15 protein-coding genes are annotated in these 19,243 nt (G+C 59.2%); 5 read left to right on the forward strand and 10 right to left on the reverse strand.

Going from position 1 to position 19,243, the window contains the following annotated elements; genetic code table 11:
* The first annotated feature begins 23 nt into the window (after positions 1–23).
* Positions 24–1,022: a porphobilinogen synthase gene (gene hemB / locus GGR28_RS17455; RefSeq protein WP_183497116.1), complete on the forward strand. Its 999-nt coding sequence runs from the start codon at positions 24–26 to the stop codon at positions 1,020–1,022.
* Between the two features lie 879 nt (positions 1,023–1,901).
* Here the strand turns inward: hemB and GGR28_RS17460 are convergent.
* The 7 genes from GGR28_RS17460 to GGR28_RS17490 all read right to left on the reverse strand — a co-directional run bounded on the left by GGR28_RS17460 (position 1,902) and on the right by GGR28_RS17490 (position 13,231).
* On the reverse strand, positions 1,902–2,525 hold the full coding sequence (locus GGR28_RS17460; RefSeq protein WP_183497117.1) for a hypothetical protein: 624 nt from the start codon (positions 2,523–2,525) through the stop codon (positions 1,902–1,904).
* Positions 2,526–2,579: 54 nt separating this feature from the next.
* Positions 2,580–3,245 carry a 16S rRNA (cytidine(1402)-2'-O)-methyltransferase gene (rsmI, locus tag GGR28_RS17465; protein WP_183497118.1) on the reverse strand — a complete coding sequence of 222 codons (666 nt, stop codon included), beginning with the start codon at positions 3,243–3,245 and terminating at the stop codon, positions 2,580–2,582.
* 27 nt (positions 3,246–3,272) lie between these two features.
* Positions 3,273–3,929: a DUF1440 domain-containing protein gene (locus tag GGR28_RS17470; protein ID WP_183497119.1), complete on the reverse strand. Its 657-nt coding sequence runs from the start codon at positions 3,927–3,929 to the stop codon at positions 3,273–3,275.
* Positions 3,930–3,984: 55 nt separating this feature from the next.
* The gene (locus GGR28_RS17475) at positions 3,985–6,471 is read right to left on the reverse strand and encodes a transglycosylase domain-containing protein (RefSeq protein WP_183497120.1); all 2,487 of its coding nucleotides are present in this window, start codon (positions 6,469–6,471) and stop codon (positions 3,985–3,987) included.
* Between the two features lie 78 nt (positions 6,472–6,549).
* Positions 6,550–9,096 (reverse strand): M14 metallopeptidase family protein, encoded by a 2,547-nt coding sequence (locus tag GGR28_RS17480; protein WP_183497121.1) that lies wholly within the window; start codon positions 9,094–9,096, stop codon positions 6,550–6,552.
* 657 nt (positions 9,097–9,753) lie between these two features.
* Entirely contained in the window at positions 9,754–12,261 is a 2,508-nt protein-coding gene (locus GGR28_RS17485) for a TonB-dependent receptor domain-containing protein (RefSeq protein ID WP_183497122.1), read from the reverse strand.
* A gap of 94 nt (positions 12,262–12,355) precedes the next feature.
* On the reverse strand, positions 12,356–13,231 hold the full coding sequence (locus GGR28_RS17490; RefSeq protein ID WP_183497123.1) for a hypothetical protein: 876 nt from the start codon (positions 13,229–13,231) through the stop codon (positions 12,356–12,358).
* A 174-nt stretch (positions 13,232–13,405) separates the two neighbouring features.
* On the opposite strand from GGR28_RS17490, the gene GGR28_RS17495 reads away from it, so the two are divergent.
* The 4 genes from GGR28_RS17495 (at position 13,406) to GGR28_RS17510 (ending at position 16,580) form a co-directional block, all read left to right on the forward strand.
* On the forward strand, positions 13,406–14,860 hold the full coding sequence (locus GGR28_RS17495) for a hypothetical protein (RefSeq protein WP_183497124.1): 1,455 nt from the start codon (positions 13,406–13,408) through the stop codon (positions 14,858–14,860).
* 14 nt (positions 14,861–14,874) lie between these two features.
* Positions 14,875–15,261, forward strand: a complete 387-nt coding sequence (locus GGR28_RS17500) for a hypothetical protein (protein ID WP_183497125.1) — start codon at positions 14,875–14,877, stop codon at positions 15,259–15,261.
* Between the two features lie 62 nt (positions 15,262–15,323).
* The gene (locus GGR28_RS17505) at positions 15,324–16,013 is read left to right on the forward strand and encodes a rhomboid family intramembrane serine protease (protein WP_183497126.1); all 690 of its coding nucleotides are present in this window, start codon (positions 15,324–15,326) and stop codon (positions 16,011–16,013) included.
* Positions 16,014–16,364: 351 nt separating this feature from the next.
* Positions 16,365–16,580: a hypothetical protein gene (locus GGR28_RS17510; protein ID WP_183497127.1), complete on the forward strand. Its 216-nt coding sequence runs from the start codon at positions 16,365–16,367 to the stop codon at positions 16,578–16,580.
* Between the two features lie 320 nt (positions 16,581–16,900).
* Here the strand turns inward: GGR28_RS17510 and GGR28_RS17515 are convergent, their stop codons facing one another.
* From GGR28_RS17515 to GGR28_RS17525, 3 genes are read right to left on the reverse strand one after another with little or no spacing between them, the layout of a single operon-like run.
* Positions 16,901–17,551, reverse strand: coding sequence for an NUDIX hydrolase (locus GGR28_RS17515; RefSeq protein WP_183497128.1), 651 nt, complete (start codon positions 17,549–17,551; stop codon positions 16,901–16,903).
* Complete coding sequence (locus GGR28_RS17520) at positions 17,552–18,331, reverse strand: uroporphyrinogen-III synthase (RefSeq protein ID WP_183497129.1); 780 nt, start codon at positions 18,329–18,331, stop codon at positions 17,552–17,554.
* Between the two features lie 42 nt (positions 18,332–18,373).
* The gene (locus tag GGR28_RS17525; RefSeq protein WP_183497130.1) at positions 18,374–19,231 is read right to left on the reverse strand and encodes a DUF4271 domain-containing protein; all 858 of its coding nucleotides are present in this window, start codon (positions 19,229–19,231) and stop codon (positions 18,374–18,376) included.
* Between the last annotated feature and the right edge of the window lie 12 nt (positions 19,232–19,243).

The following is a 19,243-nucleotide window of genomic DNA, read 5'->3' on the forward strand; positions in this document are numbered from 1 at the left end:
TTCTTCCCAAACCCCTTGACCATATGCTTTCCCGTCCCCGTCGCAATCGTTCTTCCGCCGCCGTGCGCAATCTGGTTAGGGAGACGGAGCTGAATGCCGGTCACCTCGTGCAGCCCATCTTTCTGATGCCGGACGCCAGGGCGCGTTTGCCGATCCCGAGTCTGCCGGGCACCTTCCGCCTGGGCATCGATGAAGTGCTGCGGGAAATCGAGGATTGCCTGACCGTGGGCCTCCAGAGCTTTATGATGTTTCCGGCCGTACCGGAGGAGCACAAGGACAAGACGGGGACCTACGCCACCGCCGAGCAGAACTTTTATCTCCACGCCGCCCGGGCCATTAAGGACCGCTTCCCGGAGGTTTGCCTGATCTCCGATGCCGCCCTCGACCCCTACAGCACCGACGGCCACGATGGGGTCGTGATCAACGGAAAAATTGACAACGACGAGACGCTCAAACTGCTCGATGCGATGTCGGTGGCCCAGGCCTGTGCCGGTTTCGATGTCATCGGTCCGAGCGATATGATGGACGGCCGGGTGGGTAGCATCCGGCGCGCGCTCGATAAGGAGGGCCTGATGGATACGGCCATTATGTCGTATTCAGCGAAGTATGCGAGTGCCTTTTACGGGCCCTTTCGGGATGCCCTCGACAGTGCGCCCCGCCAGCTACAGGACGTTCCCTCCGACAAGAAGACCTACCAGATGGACCCTGCCAACGCCCGCGAGGCACTGCGGGAGGCTGCGCTCGACGCAGCTGAGGGTGCCGACTACCTCATGGTGAAACCCGCCCTGAACTACCTCGACATCATTTACCGCCTGCACGAGGCCCATACCCTGCCGATTGCGGCCTATCATGTCTCCGGTGAATGTGCCATGTTGCTGGCTGCGGCGGAACGTGGGTGGCTCGACTACCAGCAGGCGGCCTCGGAGGCGCTGCTGAGCATTCGACGGGCGGGGGCGGATGTGATCATTTCTTACTTCGCGAAGGATTTTGCGCGGTGGCAGGTGAGGTCGAGTGGCCTTTGATCCGAAACTTTTTTCACCACGGATGGCCGCGGATTTGACACGGATTCGGTTTCACTCAGGTCGGGTGGCCTCTGGCCCGAGAATTTTGCACCGCGGATTACGCGGAGGGCGCAGATTTTTTCGCAGATTAAGGTCGAGGCGTTGCACGCGGAGCTGTCACCACGGATGGGACGCGGATTCGCTGCGCTCGGACACAGATTTGGCTCCGCTGTTGCAAGCGTCGAATCGTTGAGGAAATGCACTGGCACGTTTGCCGCAAAAATCCGTGAAAATCTGCGACCTAAATCTGCCTTAATCCGTGTTAAAAAAAAGCCGCGCCGCGGCCCCCTCGCTTCGCTCATGAGATTTTCTTAAACACAGATTTTAACGGAGGCGCTGCGCTTAGGCACCGATTCTCGCGGATTCGCTCCGCTGTTGCATGCGTCGAATCGTTGAAATGCACTGGCACGTTGCCGCAAAAAATCCGTGAAAATCTGCGATCTAAATCTGCCTTAATCCGTGTTGAAAAAAAGCCGCGCCGCGGCCCCCTCGCTTAGGCCTGTTCGCTCCGCTCGTGAGATTTATTTAAACACAGATTTTAACGGAGGCGCTGCGCTTAGGCACCGATTCTCGCGGATTAGCTCCGCTGTCGTGTGCATGAAATTTGCGGAGCGTGCGCAAGCACGTTTGCTACAAAAAATCCGTGAAAATCTGCGACCTAAATCTGTTTTAATCCGTGTTGAAAAAAAGCCGCGCCGCGGCCCCCTCGCTTCGCTCGTGAGATTTTTTTAAACACAGATTGACTGCAGATTCGCTGCGCTCGGGCACAGATTTGCGCGGATTTTATGATCCTTACCGTATAAGGGTCGGCTTAGAAAGCCTCAACCTTTTTTTGGTGGCTTAAATTTCTTCTTCGAGGGCTTCCAGTAGGTCGTCGAGGTCGTCGAAGCTTTTGTAGCCTACTTTTTCTTCGCTGCTGCCGCTGAGGGCGAGGCCGTAGACGGTTTCGGTGGCGGCGTGGGCTTCATCGGGGGTGAGGTCGATGCGTAGGAAAATTTGCCGGTCGCCGGTCATTTCCTTGAGCATGCCGGGGGAGAAGGGGTGTCCGTCGGTGAGGTCGCTCCAGGTGATGCCGCCGGCGGTGAAGTCCAGAAGGATGGGGCCGGAGACTTCGTTTAGTTGGTCGGCGATGTCGAGGGCGGATTGGTAGCCGGCGACGGGCATTCGGGTGAGGACCTGTATGCCGGCTTCACGAAAGCTGGTAGGATCCGTGCCGTAGTCAAGCATTACGTGGGTGATACCGGAGGTGTGAAGCTCCTCTGCCGTATGCACCGTACCTGCGTCCCCGCCCAGTTCCGCTACGCAAACGGGGCCTTCGACCCATTCGCGGATGGCGAGGAAATAATCGAGGGAGAGTCCACCCTCCCCGAGGGGGAAGCAGAGGTAGTCGGGGTGCCAGGCGGCGAAGTAGCGGGCGTCGGTGAGATGGGTGATGCCGTGGGCGAGGAGGGGGGTGGTGAGCATTGGTTGGTGGTTTATTCGTCGGACGAGCCGCGCTGCGCTTGGTCGGCCGACGAATTATTTGCCGGCGACGACGACGACAATTTCGCCCTTGACTTTGCCGCGCGCGGCAAAGTTGGCCTTTAGTTCGGAGAGGGGGGCGGTAGTGATCTCTTCGTACATTTTGGAAATCTCGCGGGCGACGCAAGCTTGCCGCTCGGGGCCACAGTGTTCTTCGAGCTGACCCAGGAGCTTGGCGATGCGGTGGGGGCTTTCGTAGAGGACGAAGGTATTAGGTAATTCCGCCAGAAAGATGAGCCGGGTCTGGCGACCCTTCTTGTGGGGGAGGAAGCCTTCGAAGTGGAAGCGATCGCAGGGGATTCCGCTGGCAGCGAGGGCGGGAACGAAGGCAGCGGGGCCGGGCAGGCAACTGACTTCTACGCCGGCTTCGCGGCAGGCACGGACCAAAAGAAAGCCCGGATCGCTGATGCCGGGGGTGCCGGCGTCAGTGATCAGGGCGTAGGTGGAGCCGGCTTTCAGCTCCGTGACGAGTTGTTCCACGAGCGCGTGCTCGTTGTGGGCGTGGTAGGCCCGTAGGGGAGTATCGATGCCGTAGTGTAGCATTAACGGCCGCGAGGTACGGGTGTCTTCGGCGAGGATCAGGTCGACTTCAGCGAGCAGGCGCAGGGCCCGCTGGGTGATGTCTTCCCGGTTGCCGATGGGGGTAGGGATCAGGTAAAGCACGGTGACAAAGGTCGCCGCGCGAGCCGACTACAGCAAATCTTCTTGGTCCATGGCGTGACGGACGCTGCGGCGTACCATCTCTACCGTGGCACCGTAGGCCATATGGCTACCGAGCTGACCGGCCTGGAGGCTGAGGTCTTGCTTAAGCGGATTGGGGGCAAGACCGAGGGCGGGCAGGGCGACTTTGTGGGCCAGGGTCCACAGGGCGGCACCAAAGGGAACACCGGCGGGGGCCTGTACGGCGGGGGCTGCCTCGGTGATCACACCGTATATACCACCGACGAGGGCACCAAAAGCGAAGTTAATCGCCTGCTGGGCGGTTTCCTCTTTGTTGCGGTTGAGATCGGTGTTGGTCACTTCTTCGGCACCTTCGACAATCTGCAGGCGGGCGTCGTGCTCCTCCTGTGGCTGTGCGGTGGGCAGGGAGCGATCGACGATCATTTTGATGCCGGTACCGACGAGGCCGCCGATCATGCCGGCTACAAAACCGCGGACATAGTCGGGCTCGCCGTGGGTACGGGTACGCTCGAAGTAGTCACCGGCTCCGTGGTAGGCGCCAACGGCGTAGCGCTCAGCGTCCTTGGCGGTGCTGGCTGCGGAGTCGTAGGCGCTGGAAGCGTACTTTTCTACTGGCGTGAGATCGATGTCCTTTACGGAGTCGATAATCTTATCGAGGAATGACATATGTTGGTTTTCTTGGTTCAACGGATGTCGGGGGCACCAGGTTCGAGGGCAGGGATCAGTCGTTCTTCTTTCCGAAGAGGCGCTTGACCCAGGATTTCTTGCGGTCTTCGCGCCGTTCTTCTTTTCGGTCGTCCTTTTCCAGTTCCCGGGCGATGCGGGCAGCGTACTCGGCGGCCGACTCATTGTTGCGCTGGCGCTTATCCTCTACTTTCTCCCGGATCTCCGACTGGTCGAAGCGGCCCAGGGCCCGGGCTACTTCCTCGCTCAGGTTCAGGTCGGCGAAGATGGGGAGCTCGTCTAGATAATCCGGGCAGTCGAGCAGGGCGAGGGTCATCTCGTCGAGGGAAGGAAAGCCGCCGCCGCGGAATTCTTCGAGCCCCTTGGTCTGCTGCACCTTGCGCATGAAGGTGCCCCACACGGGTAGGGCCGTAGCAGTAGCCGAACCCCGGCTAAGGGTGCGGAAGTGAACCGCGGGGTATTCGGCGCCCACCCAGGTACCCACGACCATTTTCGGCGTGAAGCCGAGAAACCAGCCATCCGACTGGTCCTGGGTAGTGCCCGTCTTGCCGGCCAGTGCGCCCTGGATGCCGTAGGTGGAGCGCAAGCGGGCCGCGGTGCCTCCGTTTACGACGCCAGCCATGAGGTAAGTGGCGATCTTGGCGGTCTGCTCGTCCATCACCTGCCGGGTTTCGGTGGGGCGGTCGAATTCGACGAGGACGTTACCGTTGCTGTCCTCGATGCGATCGAGATAGTGGATGCCCGTGGGGCGGCGGCCCCCGTTGGCGAAGGCGCTGTAGACGGTGTTCATCTCTACCAAGTTGGCCTCCACGGTACCGAGGGCGATGCTGGGGATAGACTGTACTTCCTTTTCCACACCCATTGCGTTGATCTGCCTGGCTACGTTAGATAGGCCGCTGCGGACCGCCATGCTTACGGCGACCGTATTGACGGACTTGGCGAGTCCTCCGCGCATGGAGTAGGCCCCCTCGTAACGGTCACCGGGGTTGCCGGGCCGGTAGCCGTTGAACTGAGCGTAGGTCACTTGTTCGGCGGAGGTGTATTCGCAGGGGAGCACGCCTTCCTGGAGGGCCGTAGCGTAGATGACCGGCTTGATCGTAGAGCCCACCTGCCGGCGGCTGTTCACGTGATCGTACTGCACGTACTGGTAGTCGACGCCGCCCACCCAGGCCAGGACGGTGCCGGTGGTCGGATCGGTCGCTAGCAGTCCGGCATTCATGAGGGTAAAGTAATGGCGCAGGCTGTCGATGGGGCGCATTAGTGTGTCGACGGGGGCCGACTGGCGTCCGTCGTAGATGGTCATCCGGCGGGGCTTGCGGAGTTCCTCCAGGATTTGTGCTTCGTCCAGTCCCCGCTGTTTCAAGACCCGGTAATGGGTACTGCGCTTCAGGACGCTGGTGAAGGCGTCCTCCCAGGGGGCTTGCTTGCGGGACTTCCAGTCGTCGGCCAGGTTCTGCTGGATGCGGGGGAGTTGTTCGAGGACGGCTTCTTCGGCCAGTTGCTGGATCTTGGAGTGGAGGGATACGTAGATGCGCAGGCCGTCGCGGTCGACGTCGTAGGGGCGGCCGCTGGGGTGGGACAGGTCACTTAGTGCTTCTTGCACGTCGGCCCGGAGACGCTGGCGGAAGTGGGGGGCGGAGCCGATGCGATCGTTGTCGCGGCGGTAGTTGAGCGTAAGGGGCAGTTCGGATACGCTGTCGGATACGGTGGCCGGGATGCTTCCGTTCTTGGCCATGAGGTCGAGCACGACGTTGCGGCGACCGACGCTCTTGTCGGGGTGATTGCGCGGACTGTAGGTGGTATTGGCCTTCAAAAGGCCGACGAGCACGGCCGCTTCTTCCAATTTAAGCTTAGCCGCCGGTTTGCCGAAGAAGCGGTTAGCGGCGACTTCGATGCCGTAGGCATTCTCTCCGAAGGGGACGGTATTGAGATAGAGGTTGAGCAGTTCCTGTTTGGTGTACACGTCCTCGAGCCGACTGGCGATGATCATTTCGCGCAGCTTCACCTTCAGCATACCGAAGCGGCTGTACTGCCGGCGCGGGTAGAGTTGTTTGGCCAACTGCTGACTGATGGTGCTGCCGCCCCCACCGCTGCGGTCGCCCATCAGCACGGTGCGTATCGCTACCCGGAACAGGGCCCGCAGGTCGATGCCCTGGTGCTCGAAAAAGCGGCTGTCTTCGGTAGCGACGAGGGCCTTGGTGACGTGCGGACTGATGTCCTCCGCCGGCACGCTCACCCGATTGATCTCGTAATATTTGCCGAGCAGCACGCCGTCGGAGGCGTAAACCGAGGAGGCGTCGTCGTTTTCGATGGTAGCTAATTCCGCTTCATTGGGGAGGTGGCCGTAGGCGCCCAGCAGCACGCCGAGGTAGAGGAATATGAACAGGACCACGACGATGACCACGGGAATGGCCAGTCCGGTCAGGGCGAGCTTCTGCCAGGACGATGTCTTGATGAACTTACGCGTCTGCTTCACGAAGCGGTCGAGGGACTGCTGCAATTTTTTGGAGCGGGATTTCGCCATACGGAGTTATATCTAGGGCAAACGACAAATCAGACCGAAACCGTCTACGTCCGTCCTCCCCCCGGTGTTATATAAAACTTACTGCACCTGAAAGAGTGCGTTAGCGAAGAGAAACTTACCATTTTCCCAGAAGGCCCGGTAGAGGGGATTGTCAACGAGGTAGATCACCTCTCCGCGCTGCATCGGTTCCACGCCGAAGTTGAGGGTTTCCTGGATCTTACTGTATGCTTCGTTGCCCACGAACCCTTGCACCTGCGCCCCCGTCCGAATACGTCCTACGTTCCAGCCGTTTTCGAGGTAAGCATAGGCGTCGTCGCTCACTTTGAGAGAGGAATAGCGCTCGCCAATCCCGAAACTGAGCGGATGGGTATTGTCCATTTCCACGTCGATGATGGCACCGGGGATGTAGCCGGCGATGAAGCGACGCTCCTGGCCGGCGTAGGGGAGGAGTAATTTCTCCTGCTTAGCTTCGTCGGAGAGGGTGTCCTTGGTTTCTTTGTTCGTAAGGCCGAAACCTTCCTGCCCGGCCAGGCTACCGTTGGCGGCACCGATGGCGATGAGCTTGCCGCCGCTGCGTACCCAATCGGTCATGGAGGAAAGCTCGTCGTCGGAGAAGGAATAGCGGCCCTCGGGCAGTACGAGCACGTCGTAGTCGCCGGTGAAGACATCCTCTACATCCTCCCGGTGGAAGATGCTGATGGGATACTCCAAATCTTGCTCGAAGTAGTACCAGACCTGGCCAAATTCATTGCTGTAAATGCCTTCTCCGGAGAGGGTAGCCACCTTTGGTGCCTTGATCAGGGCATAGTTGCTGCTGCCCAGATCACCGCCGACGTTGGCGCTGAAGCCGGTCTTGAGTACGGTCAGTTCGGCTTCGTACTCGTCGGTGAGGCGACGCAGTTTCTCAGCGAAGTCGGGGGTCACCCGGTTGTCGCCACGGTTGACGATCATCGTTCCCGCCGGAAAACGCTGCTCGCCGAAGGTGAAATCTTTTTCGGCCGTGCGCACCTGAATGCCGGCCCGCAGCAGGGCGGCGAGGTAGCGGGCGCTGTTCATCCCCTCCCAGGGCAAGGCGAAGGCGTAGGCGGTCTCGATATCCACGCTAGCTAGCGGATTGGTATAGGCGGGCAACGTAAAGGGCTCGGTAGAGAGCTGGATGCGGTCGGTGCTGGCGCGGGTTTCCAATCCGTAAGCGGCGGGAATCGACCAGGCCGTGATGTCGTAGGTCACCGAATCCTCCACGACGGAAGAGGGATCGAAGAGCACCTGGGTAAGTACCGCGCGGGGCTGGTGGGCGGAGATTACGAGATCGCCGGTTGCGATCCGTGATTTGCCGCTCCGTCCGCTGCCGTAATCGAAGCCGGTGTAGTCCTTGGATTCGGTTGCCCGGCTGTAGCGGATGCCGTTGCGGTCGAGCAGGGTGGTGAGGGCGCGGAGTTTACCGGGGGAGTTGCTGCCGCTGATCACGTAAGTCTTGTAAGCTCCCTGCGGGTTGCGGTAGGAATTCGCGAAGTAATTGGCAAACTCACTAGTGAGGCGTTCCGCCTCGCGGGAGGCGATCTCGACGGTGCTAATGGCCGTTGCGCGGTGGTGGGCGACGCGGTCGTATAGGGTGAGGGTGTCGCCGGTGGGAAGTTCGATGGCCCGTCCGCCCCGGCTGCCGCCGCCCTGCTCGTAGGTCATCCCGATGGCGCCGTTGAAGGTGGGGTAGGTATCGCCATAACTCGGGTAGAGCAGGTCGAAGCGTTCGCGGGTAAAGTACAGCCAGCCGTTCTGGTCGAAGTAGCGGGCGTGGTTCTGGCCGATCTCGGTCTGGAAGTTGCCCTGCCAGTCGGTGATGTACTCATGGAAGGGGGCCGCTGCGGGCGCGAAGTAGTACGGCGAGGTGTAGCCCTGCTCGTGGAGGTCGGCGTGAATTTGGGGCATCCACTGGTGGTACTTGATGATGCGGTGCCGGCTTTCGACCTGCGTTTGCCAGGCCCAGTCGCGGTTGAGGTCAAACATATAGTGGTTCGTGCGCCCGCCCGGCCAGGGCTCCTGGTGCTCGCGGGTGGCGCCGTCGGCTTCGACGAAGCGGTTAGCCATCTGCCGGTACCAGTTGGTGTAGCGGTTGTAGCCGTCGGGATTCTCGCTGGGGTCGAGGAGCACCACAGTGTTTTCCAGCCACTTACTGGTTTCGGCATTATCGGGGTTGGCCAGGTCATAGAGCACGCCCATGCTGGCTTCCGATCCGGACGCTTCGTTGCCGTGCACGCTGAAGGAGAGCCATACGATGGCAATATTGTTAAGGGCTGGGTCGGTGGCCCCGTCGAGCAGACCGGTGCGGCGCAGGTTGTTCTCGCGGATCGCGTCGATGCGGGCCAGGTTTTCCGGCGTGCTTACGGTAGCGAGCAGCAGGGGGCGATCTTCGTTGGTGGAGCCGTACTGTTCCAGGGTCACCCGGGGGCTTTCGCCGGCTACCAGTTGGTAGTAATCGACCAGCAGGTGATGGGGGGTAAAGGTCTCACCGAGCTGGTGGGGCAGAAATTCGTCGGGGGTGGTGATTTGGGCGCGGAGCGCGGGAGCCCACGAGGCGTGGGGTAAGGGTCCTACGGCGAAGTATAAAAGGAAAAGAAGCAAGCGCATTTGGTGGGGGATGTTGGCGGCGCTAAGTTACTTAATGGGGGGGTGAGGGATTTTCAACACGGATTGAAATAGATTTAGGTCGCAGATTTCCGCGGATTTTTTGCGGCAAAAGTGCTGGCGCACTAGGGGGTGGCGGATTTTTAACACGGATTGGAACAGATTTAGGTCGCAGATTTTCACGGATTTTTTGCGGCAAATGTGCTGGCGCACTAGGGGGTGGTAGGTTTTCAACACGGATTGAAACAGATTTAAGTCGCAGATTTTCACGGATTTTTTGCGGCAACGTGCCAGTACGTTTTTTTGACCATTCAACGCACGCAACAGCGGAGCAAAATCCGCGAAAATCCGTGCCTAAGCACAGCGAATCCGCGGTCAATCTGCGTTAAAAATCCCCACGAGCGCAGCGAGCAGAGCCGTCAAACAAATCTGCCTTAAACCTCCTAACACCTGCCACAGCGGAGCAAAAATCCGCGATAATCTGTGCCCGAGCGCAGCGAATCTGCGGTCAATCTGCGTTAAAAATCCCCACGAGCGCAGCGAGCAGAGCCGTCAAGCAAATCCGCGAAAATCCGTGCCCGAGCGCAGCGAATCCGTTTACAATCTGCGTTAAAAAACTCTCTCGAGCGCAGCGAGCAAAGCCACAAAGCAAATCCGCCTTTAAAACTCCCGCCCCCCAAACTCACTCTCCAGCAACTTCCGCTCCCGCTTCACCTGCGTAAACTGGTAGCTCACCGCCAGCCGCAGAACATCCACCTCATAGACGTAATTCGTGGTCGTAAAGAAGTCGCTCTGCTGGGTAGTGATGCGCTGCTCGTTGGCGTCCCAGAGGCCGAGGTCGATGTTTTGCCACTGGAAGAGGATAGAAAGGCGCTGCTTGGGAAACTCCTTGCGCAGCGAGAGGTAAGGATTGAAGAAACGACTGTCCACCCCCTGTGCCGTCACCCGATCGCTGAGGTAGTCGAGGCCGAGTTGACCACTGAAGGTCTTGGTGAAGGAAAGGTCGGTATTGGCGCTGATGGAGTACACGGTCGTCGCGGTATTTACCGGAGCGTCGAAGAGCCGCCCCTCGATGCGGTAGTTGTAGACGTTGCCACTCAGGTACACCCGCCACGCCGGAGTAGGGTAGAGGGTGGTACCTAGTTCCAGACCGTAGGCACGCGCATCCCCGGCATTGGTATAGATCCGGTTGAGGATGGTGTCGTTGTAAACGGTATTGACGCGATTGATGACGTCACTGACCTGGCGGTAGTAAAGGTTCGCGAAGGCGGAGTTGTCGCCCCAGTTGCCGGTCAGGCCTACCTCGACAATGTCGCTCAGCTCAGGAAGTAGTTCGGCATCGCCCTGTTCGAGGGTCTCGTTGTGCTCCCGCTCGGGGAAGGGCGTCATTTTGAAGGTGGTGGTGCGCTCGATCCGGCGACTGTAGCCGGCCTTCAGGGCCAGGCCCTCGCGGAGCTGATACTTCAGGTTGGCGGAGGGAAAGAGGTTGAGGCGGTCGAGGCGGTAGGTAGCATCCGGCCGGTCGAGCCCGACGCGGCGGTCGAAGTACTCCAGCCGCAGTCCGGCACTGTACTGGAGGCGGTCGCCCGCGCCGCTGACCTGGCTGTAGACGGAATGGATGTCCCGCCGCAGCAGAATGCCGTTCGTAAACTCCGGATTCACGACAAACTCACCGGTTTCGAAGTCCTTATCCAGGTACACGAAGTCGCCCGGGTGCTTCAGGTAGCGGTACTGATAGCCGCTTTCCCACTTGAGCTCGCCGAGTTGCCGTTCGTAATCGGCCTGGAGGCGGATGCCGTCGAGCGGATTGTCGTTGTCGTTGTACTGTAGCTGTATGGTGTCCCGCAGATCGGGCCAGGAGAGGATGCGGTTGTCGGAAGGTCCGCCGAGGACGGTGCGTTCGTAGAGTCCACTCAGGGCAAGCACGCTTTTGTCGGGTAGGGCGAGTTTGTAATCGAGGGAAGCAATGTAGAAATCGCCCCGGCGTACCCGCAAATTTTCGTTGTAGAAGGTGGCGTTACTCAGTATTTCGCCGCTCTGGAGCACGTCGCCGGTGGCCAGATAGCGATCGTAGTAGGCTTCCGGACCGGGGAAGTTCTCCGTGGCCACCCGTGTCCGCCGCTGGTTGGTGTAGAGAATATCAGCCGTACGGTACTGGGTCCGCTTACCGGCGTAGAATCCGGCGTTGAGGCGCTGATTCGGGCTAAGGTCGTGGGTGACGGCCAGGCGGGCCGAGTAGTTTTCCCGCTCGAAGCTGCGTTCGCCCGCCGAGGGGAATTCGGTGAGAATGCCGTTGCGGTATGTATTGACGTAGCCGATGCGCTGGCCATCGAGGTCGTCGCGGCGGTAATCGAGGCCCAGGGTGTACTCCCAGTCGCTGCCGCGGTACCCGGCCGTTACGTCGGCGCCGTAGCGGTGGGGCCGCTCGGCATTGCCGTAGGGTTGTACGCTGGGCAGACCGAGGTTGGCGTTGGCGGTCACGGCCCATCCGTTGAGGCTGCCGCGGCGGGTTTTGATGTTGAGGATGCCGCCCTTGCCGTCGGGGTCGTACTTCGCCGAGGGGGAGGTGATGAACTCGACCGATTCGATGGCATTGGCCGGTAATTGGGCCAGAATGGTGAGGGGATCACCCTGGGTGGGTTTGCCGTCGATCACCAGTTGGAAGCCGTCGGTCCCCCGTACGGAGATGGTCCCGTCGGCCGCCACGCTTACGGCCGGTAGGTTGCGCAGTACGTCGGTGGCCGTTCCGCCCCGTGCATTGCTGAATTGTGCGGCGTCGAAAACCTGCTTATCGACCCGGTGCAGATCGGTCAGCTTCCTGCCCGTCACTTCAACTTCCGCAAGGACCTGGGCGGCGGTGCGCAGGTGCAGTGCAACGGCGGAAGAGCGGCGTTCCACGGTAAACACCGGAGAGTACGTCGCTTCGTAGCCCAGAAAACTGGCCCGCAGCAGCACGGATTCGCCTACCGAAGTTGTTTGCAATTGCCAGATTCCCCCGGCACCCGCGACCCCGCCCACCAGCAACGACGAATCGGAAGCCTGCAGCAGGCTGACGGTGGCGTACTCCACGCCCGCGCCATCCTCGTCGAGTACGGTGCCGGTAAGGGAAATCCCGGACTGGGCAAAGCAAAGCCACGGAAGGCAGCAGGCAAATAATAGGGCGCGCATTTACGGGTACGGGTTTCGGGTATCCGAAGGTACACCGTGCCGTGGGCAGTCCGGGTTGCCTTCCGTCTCAATGAGGTATACTCCCGTCCATACTTTAGTGCGAAATGGTTTTTGCGGGGCCTTTCTTCCTTTCGGGTCGCCATACGATGCCTATCCGTAGGGAGGAAAAGGGAAAATCGTGCAGGCCCTGCTGAAAGCGCAGTACGTAATCGAGGGGCATATTCCGACGGGTCGCCAACTGGATTCGGTAAACCAGGGGGTGGTCCCCATCCCCTCTATATCCGCTATAGCCGCCCATTCCGGTGCGCAGTTCAAACTTTCCGTAGGCGACCTCCGCACCGAGTCCGTAGAGGAAGGCGTCGTTCTGGGGGTTGTTCCGGTGGTATGTTTGCCAGACGTAGAAGCCCACCAAAGCGAATGGTCTGACGCTAAGTTTCTCCTCCGCAAGCGCGAAACTTTTGCCCACGGAGAGGTCGAAAAAGTAGCCCGGGGTATCGGTGAAGCGTGCCGCCGACAAGCGGGTACCGGAAGCGGTGCGCACATTGACGGTCAGGAGCAAGTCCGGTAGCCCGGCACGATCGCGCAGCAATTGAATGTGGGTGCCGAGGTAAATGTCACCGTACGCCGTCCCCCGGGCGTCGTAATCCCGGGCGCGTCGCAAGTCGCGGGTTTCCGGCGTCATGCGGTAATGCTCGAGCGGCACGCTGGAAACGCGCAAGCCCACGCGGTCGGAAAACAGGGGCAGAAAGAGCTCGGCGTAGATGTTCTGGGTATCGTCGCCCCGGCTGAAGTGACCCTCGGCCGCCAGGCTGAACTCCGGTCGCTGCCGAATGGATCCGTTGCGCAGGTGCGGTACGGGCAGGGCATTAGGACCCATAAAGGCGGGGGATAGGATCAGGTAATTTTGCCAGGGCGATACGCCGTCCCAGTCGTGGCGATCGTTCCACCAGCCGAAACCCTGTCCATGCACCCCTGGACAAATAAGGAGAGAGAAGAAAAAGTAAGCTTAATCGTGTCATAACACGTAAATTATGAAATTCCAGGATTCCATTCAGCTTCCATATGCAATCCTCCCGCTAAAACTTCCCTCCCCGGTTAGCCGTCTTATCTTTAGTTGATTCCTCCGACGCAACCGTTACTCTCCATGCGTGTACTCCTCTGCTGTTTTGCCTTTCTTCTCACCTGCTGCCCCGGCGCGGTCTTCGCTCAGGTACTGACCGTCAGCGAGGAGATTCCGATGCGCAACGATACCGAATATACCCTGGTGGGTAAGCTCGGCGGCCAGGTATTGCTGCTCCAGGATCGGGAGAACAAACACCTACTCACTGCCTACGGCCGCAGCATGAACGAAGTGTGGGAGAAGGACCTGGAACTGCGGGGGCGTAACATCCGTATGCTGGAGGCGATTTCCGACCAGGACGGCAGCGGATTTCACTTGCTGTACCTCTTCCGCGAGCGGGGCCGCAATCACCTGCAGCTCGATCGCTACAATCCGGCCGGTAACCTACAGGATAGCGTGACCCTCGTCGACTTCGGGCTATTCGTCAGTTCCCCCGAAGACGAAATCTTCAAATCGGAGGACGAGTCGAAGCTGCTGATGCTGCTCGTGGAACAACAGAGCAAGGCCCGCTATCTCGGCATCGACCTAGACAGCATGGTGCTGCTCTACGACAAAGAGGTAGAGCCGGAAAAATTCTTCTACAATGAGGACTTCCTCCAGGCTGAAATCAGCAACCGTGGGGACATGTACTTCGTCGTGGAGCGCGACAACTTCAAGAGCAAACGCAAGAAGCACCGTTACGAAGTGTACACCCACCGGGCCGACGGCGGGCAGACGGGGATGATCGACGTAAACCTGGGCGACAGCCTCACCTACGACGTCTTTTTTCGCTACGACAATATGAACCGGCGGTTAACGGCCGGAGGGCTTTATTCGACCAAGGATTTCATCCGGGCCGAAGGCTATTTTTACTTATGGATCAACCCCGATAACCCCCGGGAATTGCTGCGCCCACGATTTCAGGAGTTCCCCCTCAACCTGGTCAAAAACGTCGAGGGCAAGAAGTACAGCAAACGCAATCCGGGGATCAACGACCTTACCGTGCGCAATGCCGTACTGCGCCGCGACGGGGGCATGATCATGATCACCGAACGCGACCGGCGGTTGCAGCGACGGGGTGCCGCCGCCCAGAACCAGCTCCTCAATACCTACGGCGGTCGGCCGCTGGTCGATTACCACTTCGATGAGATCGTGGTCTTCGCCGTAAATCCCGACGGCACGCCCCACTGGAGCAATATTATGCACAAGAAGCAGTACAGCCAGGACGACAACGGCGTGTACTCCAGTTTCTTCATTCTGGAAAGTCCGAGCCGGCTGCGGTTTCTCTTCAACGACGAGATCCGGTTCGAGAATACGGTCAGTGAGTATGTACTCAACGGCCGTGGGGAGTTTGACCGCAACAGCCTGTTCCATACCCGCGACCTCGATCTTCGGCTTCGCTTCCGCGACGGAGTGCAGGTAGCCAGCAATGAGCTCGTGCTACCCAGCGAGCATCGCAACCGCTTGCGGCTCGTGAAGATGACCTACGGTGCCCGATGAAGGTGCTCCTTCCCTTGCTATGTCTTCTCACACTCGGATGTAGCCCCCGGCTTGCCGAAGGCGTCCACCTGCTAGGCGTCGACGAGACCGTGAGCTTGCTTAGCGGTGAGTCGGCGGTCCGGAAGAAATCTCCCGAGCTGCTCACCTTCGTTGAGGTGGTGGAGGATAGCCGTTGTCCTGCCGGTGTACAGTGTATCCAGGCGGGTCGGGCGGTCGTTGCCGTGCGGGTACTTCGCAATGGGACCTTCGAGTCTGAGTCGATCGTGGTGGATGGCGAGGGGGTGATGATGACGGATGGGGGTACCATTCAGGTCCTCCGCCTCGAACCCTATCCCGATGCCGCCGTTGAGGAACCTAAGCCGTATCAATTGATCGTACGCTTAGTAACGGGCGAGCGGTAGCCGGAGCCGTGCGGTAGCGAATGGCATATGGTACATCCGTAAATGGTAAATTGTAAATCCCTATGTTCTTTCCCATTGGTGATGACCAGGTTCGCGGCGGCCACCGGCCCCACTTTTCGTACGGCCTGATTGCCCTCAACGTTTTGGTCTTTGCTTACCAGTATAGTCTGGGAATGGAGGCCGGCCAGGAGTTTGTTTATATGTGGGGTACGATTCCTGAGCGCATTCAGTCGGGCAGTGGGTACGCCACCCTCATCACGAGTATGTTTTTGCACGGTGGGTGGCTGCACTTACTCGGGAACATGCTGTACCTCTGGATTTTTTCCGACAACATCGAAGCGACGATCGGAAGCCCTAAGTTCATCGTTTTCTACCTGCTGGGCGGACTGGCGGCGGGTTTGTGCCACATCTACTTCAACAGCGGCAGTCCGATCCCCGCGGTGGGTGCCAGCGGGGCGCTTTCGGCGGTGATGGGTGCCTACATCGTGCTCTTTCCCCGTTCCAACGTGCGGGGGTATTTTTTCTTTTTTCGCATCACGGTACCGGCCTTTTTGTTCCTGGGATTCTGGTTTTACCAGCAGTCGTCGGCCGGCTTTGCCAGTCTGCAGGATAGTGCCGGCACGGGCATCGCGTGGTGGGCCCACATCGGCGGCTTCGTCTTCGGGGTGCTGGCGGGATTCTACTTCCGGGCCACCCACTACATTCCCCGCCACTCCGACGGCTACGCCTCGGGCGACGACATTACCTTCTAGTACAGTGCGGCCTCACCCGATAGCTATCGGGGCGCAAGTACAACGCGGTCTCAGACCGCGCAGGCAAAATGCGGCCTCCGGCCGCGCTACGGGATGGAAGGCGACTTCCAAAAAGCGGCGTGCGTTCCTGGTGTAACAATTATCCGGCATGGCTAAACGGCTGAAAACAAGCGAAACAAGTGACGGTATTTAAGGCTTTGGCCTAAATTACGAAGTACTAAATATGTGATTGAGTCAGTCGCCGGAGAGGTTTGTGGTAACTCGACCATGAGACTTTATAGGGATTGTATTGACACAACCTTCCTATTTTCCAGTGGATTATTAACTTAGACAAATACCAATTGGTCTGCCATGCCCACCTCTCACCTCACCCGCGAAGAACTTAAGTCCGCCATGCGCGCGCTCCTCATCCGTGAACCCGAGCTCTTCTTCGAAGTAGTCCAGGAACTGCGGGAGGAAGTAGAAGGAGTGCCGGCCTCCGAGCACGCCACCGAACAGGAAAAATGGCGGGCGATGATCGAGGAGGAATTTATCCAGCTGGGGGAGGTGTTTCGGGGGTTTGCGTAGTCGGGCCCCTCGTCGGCCGAGCCTAAGCTCGTCCGCCGAGTCGGGCCCTACGGGGTGTGCATTCCCGTGCGGTAGCCAAATGGTACATGGTACATCGGAAACGGTATATTGTAAATCCCCCCGGCTCAGTCGGCGGATGAGCCTCGTACCTCGGTCGGCCGACGACTGGCCCCTCGTCGGCCGAGCCTGCGCTCGTCCGCCGAGTCGGGCCCTGAACAAGCATCATCACAAGCAACTGCTGAATTACCCTACTAGCTAGTCGGCGGACGAGCCTCGTGCCTCGGTCGGCCGACGACGTGCCTCGGTCGGCCGACGACGTCTTACCCGGTCGGCCGACGACCTAATTCAACCAACTCGCCAACGATCATGGCCGTCGCGCCCCACACCGCTTCGCCGGCGACAACCCAGTGGGGAACCTCCTTCAGGATCATTCCGTTGAAGAGCCTTTTGTCGTGGAAGGCTACGGCATCGTTGGCAAAAAATCCGGCCAGGGGCAACTCCAGAATGCGTTCCACTTCACTCGCCTGCGGCACCAGCGTCGGGCGATGGGGGAGGTAGCCTACGAAGGGATTGACCAGGTAGTTGCTGATGGGAATGTATAGGGGAGTCAGTTCGCCGATGAGTTCGACTGCGTCGGGGTCAATGCCGACCTCCTCGTGGGCTTCGCGGAGGGCGGTAGCGGCGGGACTGACATCGCTAGCGTCCGCTGCCCCGCCAGGAAAGGAAATTTGTCCGCCGTGGCGGTCGCCGGGAGGACTAGTCCGTTGGATGAAGAGCAGCTTCATTTCATCCCGAACGGGATAAATCAACGCGAGGACGGAGGCTGAGCGGGCGGTATCCGGTGCCTGGGAATATTCCTGGCGGAGTGCGTGGCCCATGATCTCCTGGGCCGGGTATCCAGGCAATTGTCCGGTAGAGAGGCCTTTACGGATTCGATCGAGGTAGTCGGTACCCGCTGCGGCAGCCGCCATCTACTTTTTGTTGGACTTCTTCAGGTAGTTCTCCAGGGCCATGCCCATGCTGGGCACTTTGGGGGGATCGGGGGCGATATTGACGGTCAGGCCGTGTTTTTCGACGGCAGCGGTGGTCTTGCGGCCGGCAACGGCAAGGCGGGTGTCCCGTTGCTTGAAGTCGGGGAAGTTCTCGTAGAGAGAGTCAATGCCGAGTGGACTGTAGAAGATGATCACGTCGTAGAATACGCTGGTGAGGTCACTCAGGTCGGCGGACACCGTGAGGTACATGAGGGCGGGCGTCCAGTCGAAATTGTTCTCGTCGAGGTACTGGGCCACGAACTCGGAGCCGAGGTTGCCGGTGGGGAGGAGAAATTTCTCCTTGCTCCGGTGCTTTTTGAGGGTAGGAGCCAGATCCTGGATGGTCCGCTGGCCGTAGAACACCTTGCGCTTGCGGTAAACGATGAATTTCTGCAGGTAATTGGCAATTGCCTCGGTCATGCAGTAGTACTTCGTATCCTGGCTCATTTCGATACGCAACGCCTTGCAGAGTCGGAAGAAGTGCTCGATGGCCAGCTTAGAGGTAAAGATGATGGCCGTGAACTCGTCGGGACGTATCCGTTCTTTCCGAAATTCCTTTTCCGACAGTCCTTTCACCTCGATGAAGGGGCGCCAGTCGATTTTAAGGTCGTATTTCTCCTCCAGTTTGGCGAACGGGCTCCGCTCGGGCTCTGGCTGGGAGACCAGGATGGTACGTATGGGTTTGTACCCTTCCTGTGGGGATTGACTTTCAGCCGCCATAGGTGTCGATTGTAATCAGTGAGTCTTTTAGGGATCCTCCGCTTAGTTAAATGTGTTGCTCAGATAGTGGTATAATAGGAGCAGAGGAGCAATTTCGATGGTGCAAATATATAACAAAAAATGCAGCGGTCTACTGCCCACATATCGGTTGGCAATGAACAGGCCCCGCAATAGGTGCAGTAAATAGATGAGCACCAGTATCCCAAATCCTCCGTACAGGAAGTAAGGGCGCCACGGCACCGGCGCATAGCTAATCAGTAGATTTACGGGGACCAACAACAAACCGGTAAGGATGGAAAACACCATCAGGGCAAAGGCATACCGGCTTAATTCCTTGCGCAACGAGTAAATACGGCCCAGTAGCATTAGTACCACGAATTTAAGTCCGACCGCCGATGCCACGATCAGGCTTAAGGTGAGCCAGCTCCCCCAAATACCCATCCCGAGCCCCACTCCATACTCCGCGGCAAATAGATATAAATAGAAGCCAGCCGACAACAAAAAGAAGGTGTAACACAACCAAAGCGCCCTGACCTGCCCTCCGGAACGCCGTCGGTACAGCTGCGTCATCACGTTGTCGTTAAAGATGGCCGAGATGCACTGCCGCAGCAACCCACGAAACAGCACGTAAAGGCTTGCCATGGTAAGCAGGAGCAGTAGGTGAATAAATATGACGCCCCGCCCACCCCGCGGTTCAGCTCCGCTTGCTACGGGTTGCAAACGCACACTGGCCGGTGCGTCCTCCTGGTGAACGTCGAAGGGGTTGACCGAACTGTCGGGCGGTGCGGTGCGATCCTCCTCGGCCAGCCGGTCCGTAAGCTCGAAGGGGTTTTGCCCCGACTGCCCCGCGAGTGCCGGAAGGAGTACGATCAGCCACAAAATGGTGAGGAAATGCCGCAAGATTCGAAAGGT

It is taken from the genome of Neolewinella aquimaris, from assembly GCF_014197245.1.
Lineage (GTDB): Bacteria > Bacteroidota > Bacteroidia > Chitinophagales > Saprospiraceae > Neolewinella > Neolewinella aquimaris.

Coding starts and splice junctions, on each gene's coding strand:
- hemB (WP_183497116.1), top strand. CDS start 24: ATGCTTTCCCGTCCCCGTCGCAATCGTTCTTCCGCCGCCGTGCGCAAT.
- GGR28_RS17460 (WP_183497117.1), bottom strand. CDS start 2,525: ATGCTCACCACCCCCCTCCTCGCCCACGGCATCACCCATCTCACCGAC.
- GGR28_RS17470 (WP_183497119.1), bottom strand. CDS start 3,929: ATGTCATTCCTCGATAAGATTATCGACTCCGTAAAGGACATCGATCTC.
- GGR28_RS17475 (WP_183497120.1), bottom strand. CDS start 6,471: ATGGCGAAATCCCGCTCCAAAAAATTGCAGCAGTCCCTCGACCGCTTC.
- GGR28_RS17480 (WP_183497121.1), bottom strand. CDS start 9,096: ATGCGCTTGCTTCTTTTCCTTTTATACTTCGCCGTAGGACCCTTACCC.
- GGR28_RS17485 (WP_183497122.1), bottom strand. CDS start 12,261: ATGCGCGCCCTATTATTTGCCTGCTGCCTTCCGTGGCTTTGCTTTGCC.
- GGR28_RS17495 (WP_183497124.1), top strand. CDS start 13,406: ATGCGTGTACTCCTCTGCTGTTTTGCCTTTCTTCTCACCTGCTGCCCC.
- GGR28_RS17505 (WP_183497126.1), top strand. CDS start 15,324: ATGTTCTTTCCCATTGGTGATGACCAGGTTCGCGGCGGCCACCGGCCC.
- GGR28_RS17510 (WP_183497127.1), top strand. CDS start 16,365: ATGCCCACCTCTCACCTCACCCGCGAAGAACTTAAGTCCGCCATGCGC.
- GGR28_RS17515 (WP_183497128.1), bottom strand. CDS start 17,551: ATGGCGGCTGCCGCAGCGGGTACCGACTACCTCGATCGAATCCGTAAA.
- GGR28_RS17520 (WP_183497129.1), bottom strand. CDS start 18,331: ATGGCGGCTGAAAGTCAATCCCCACAGGAAGGGTACAAACCCATACGT.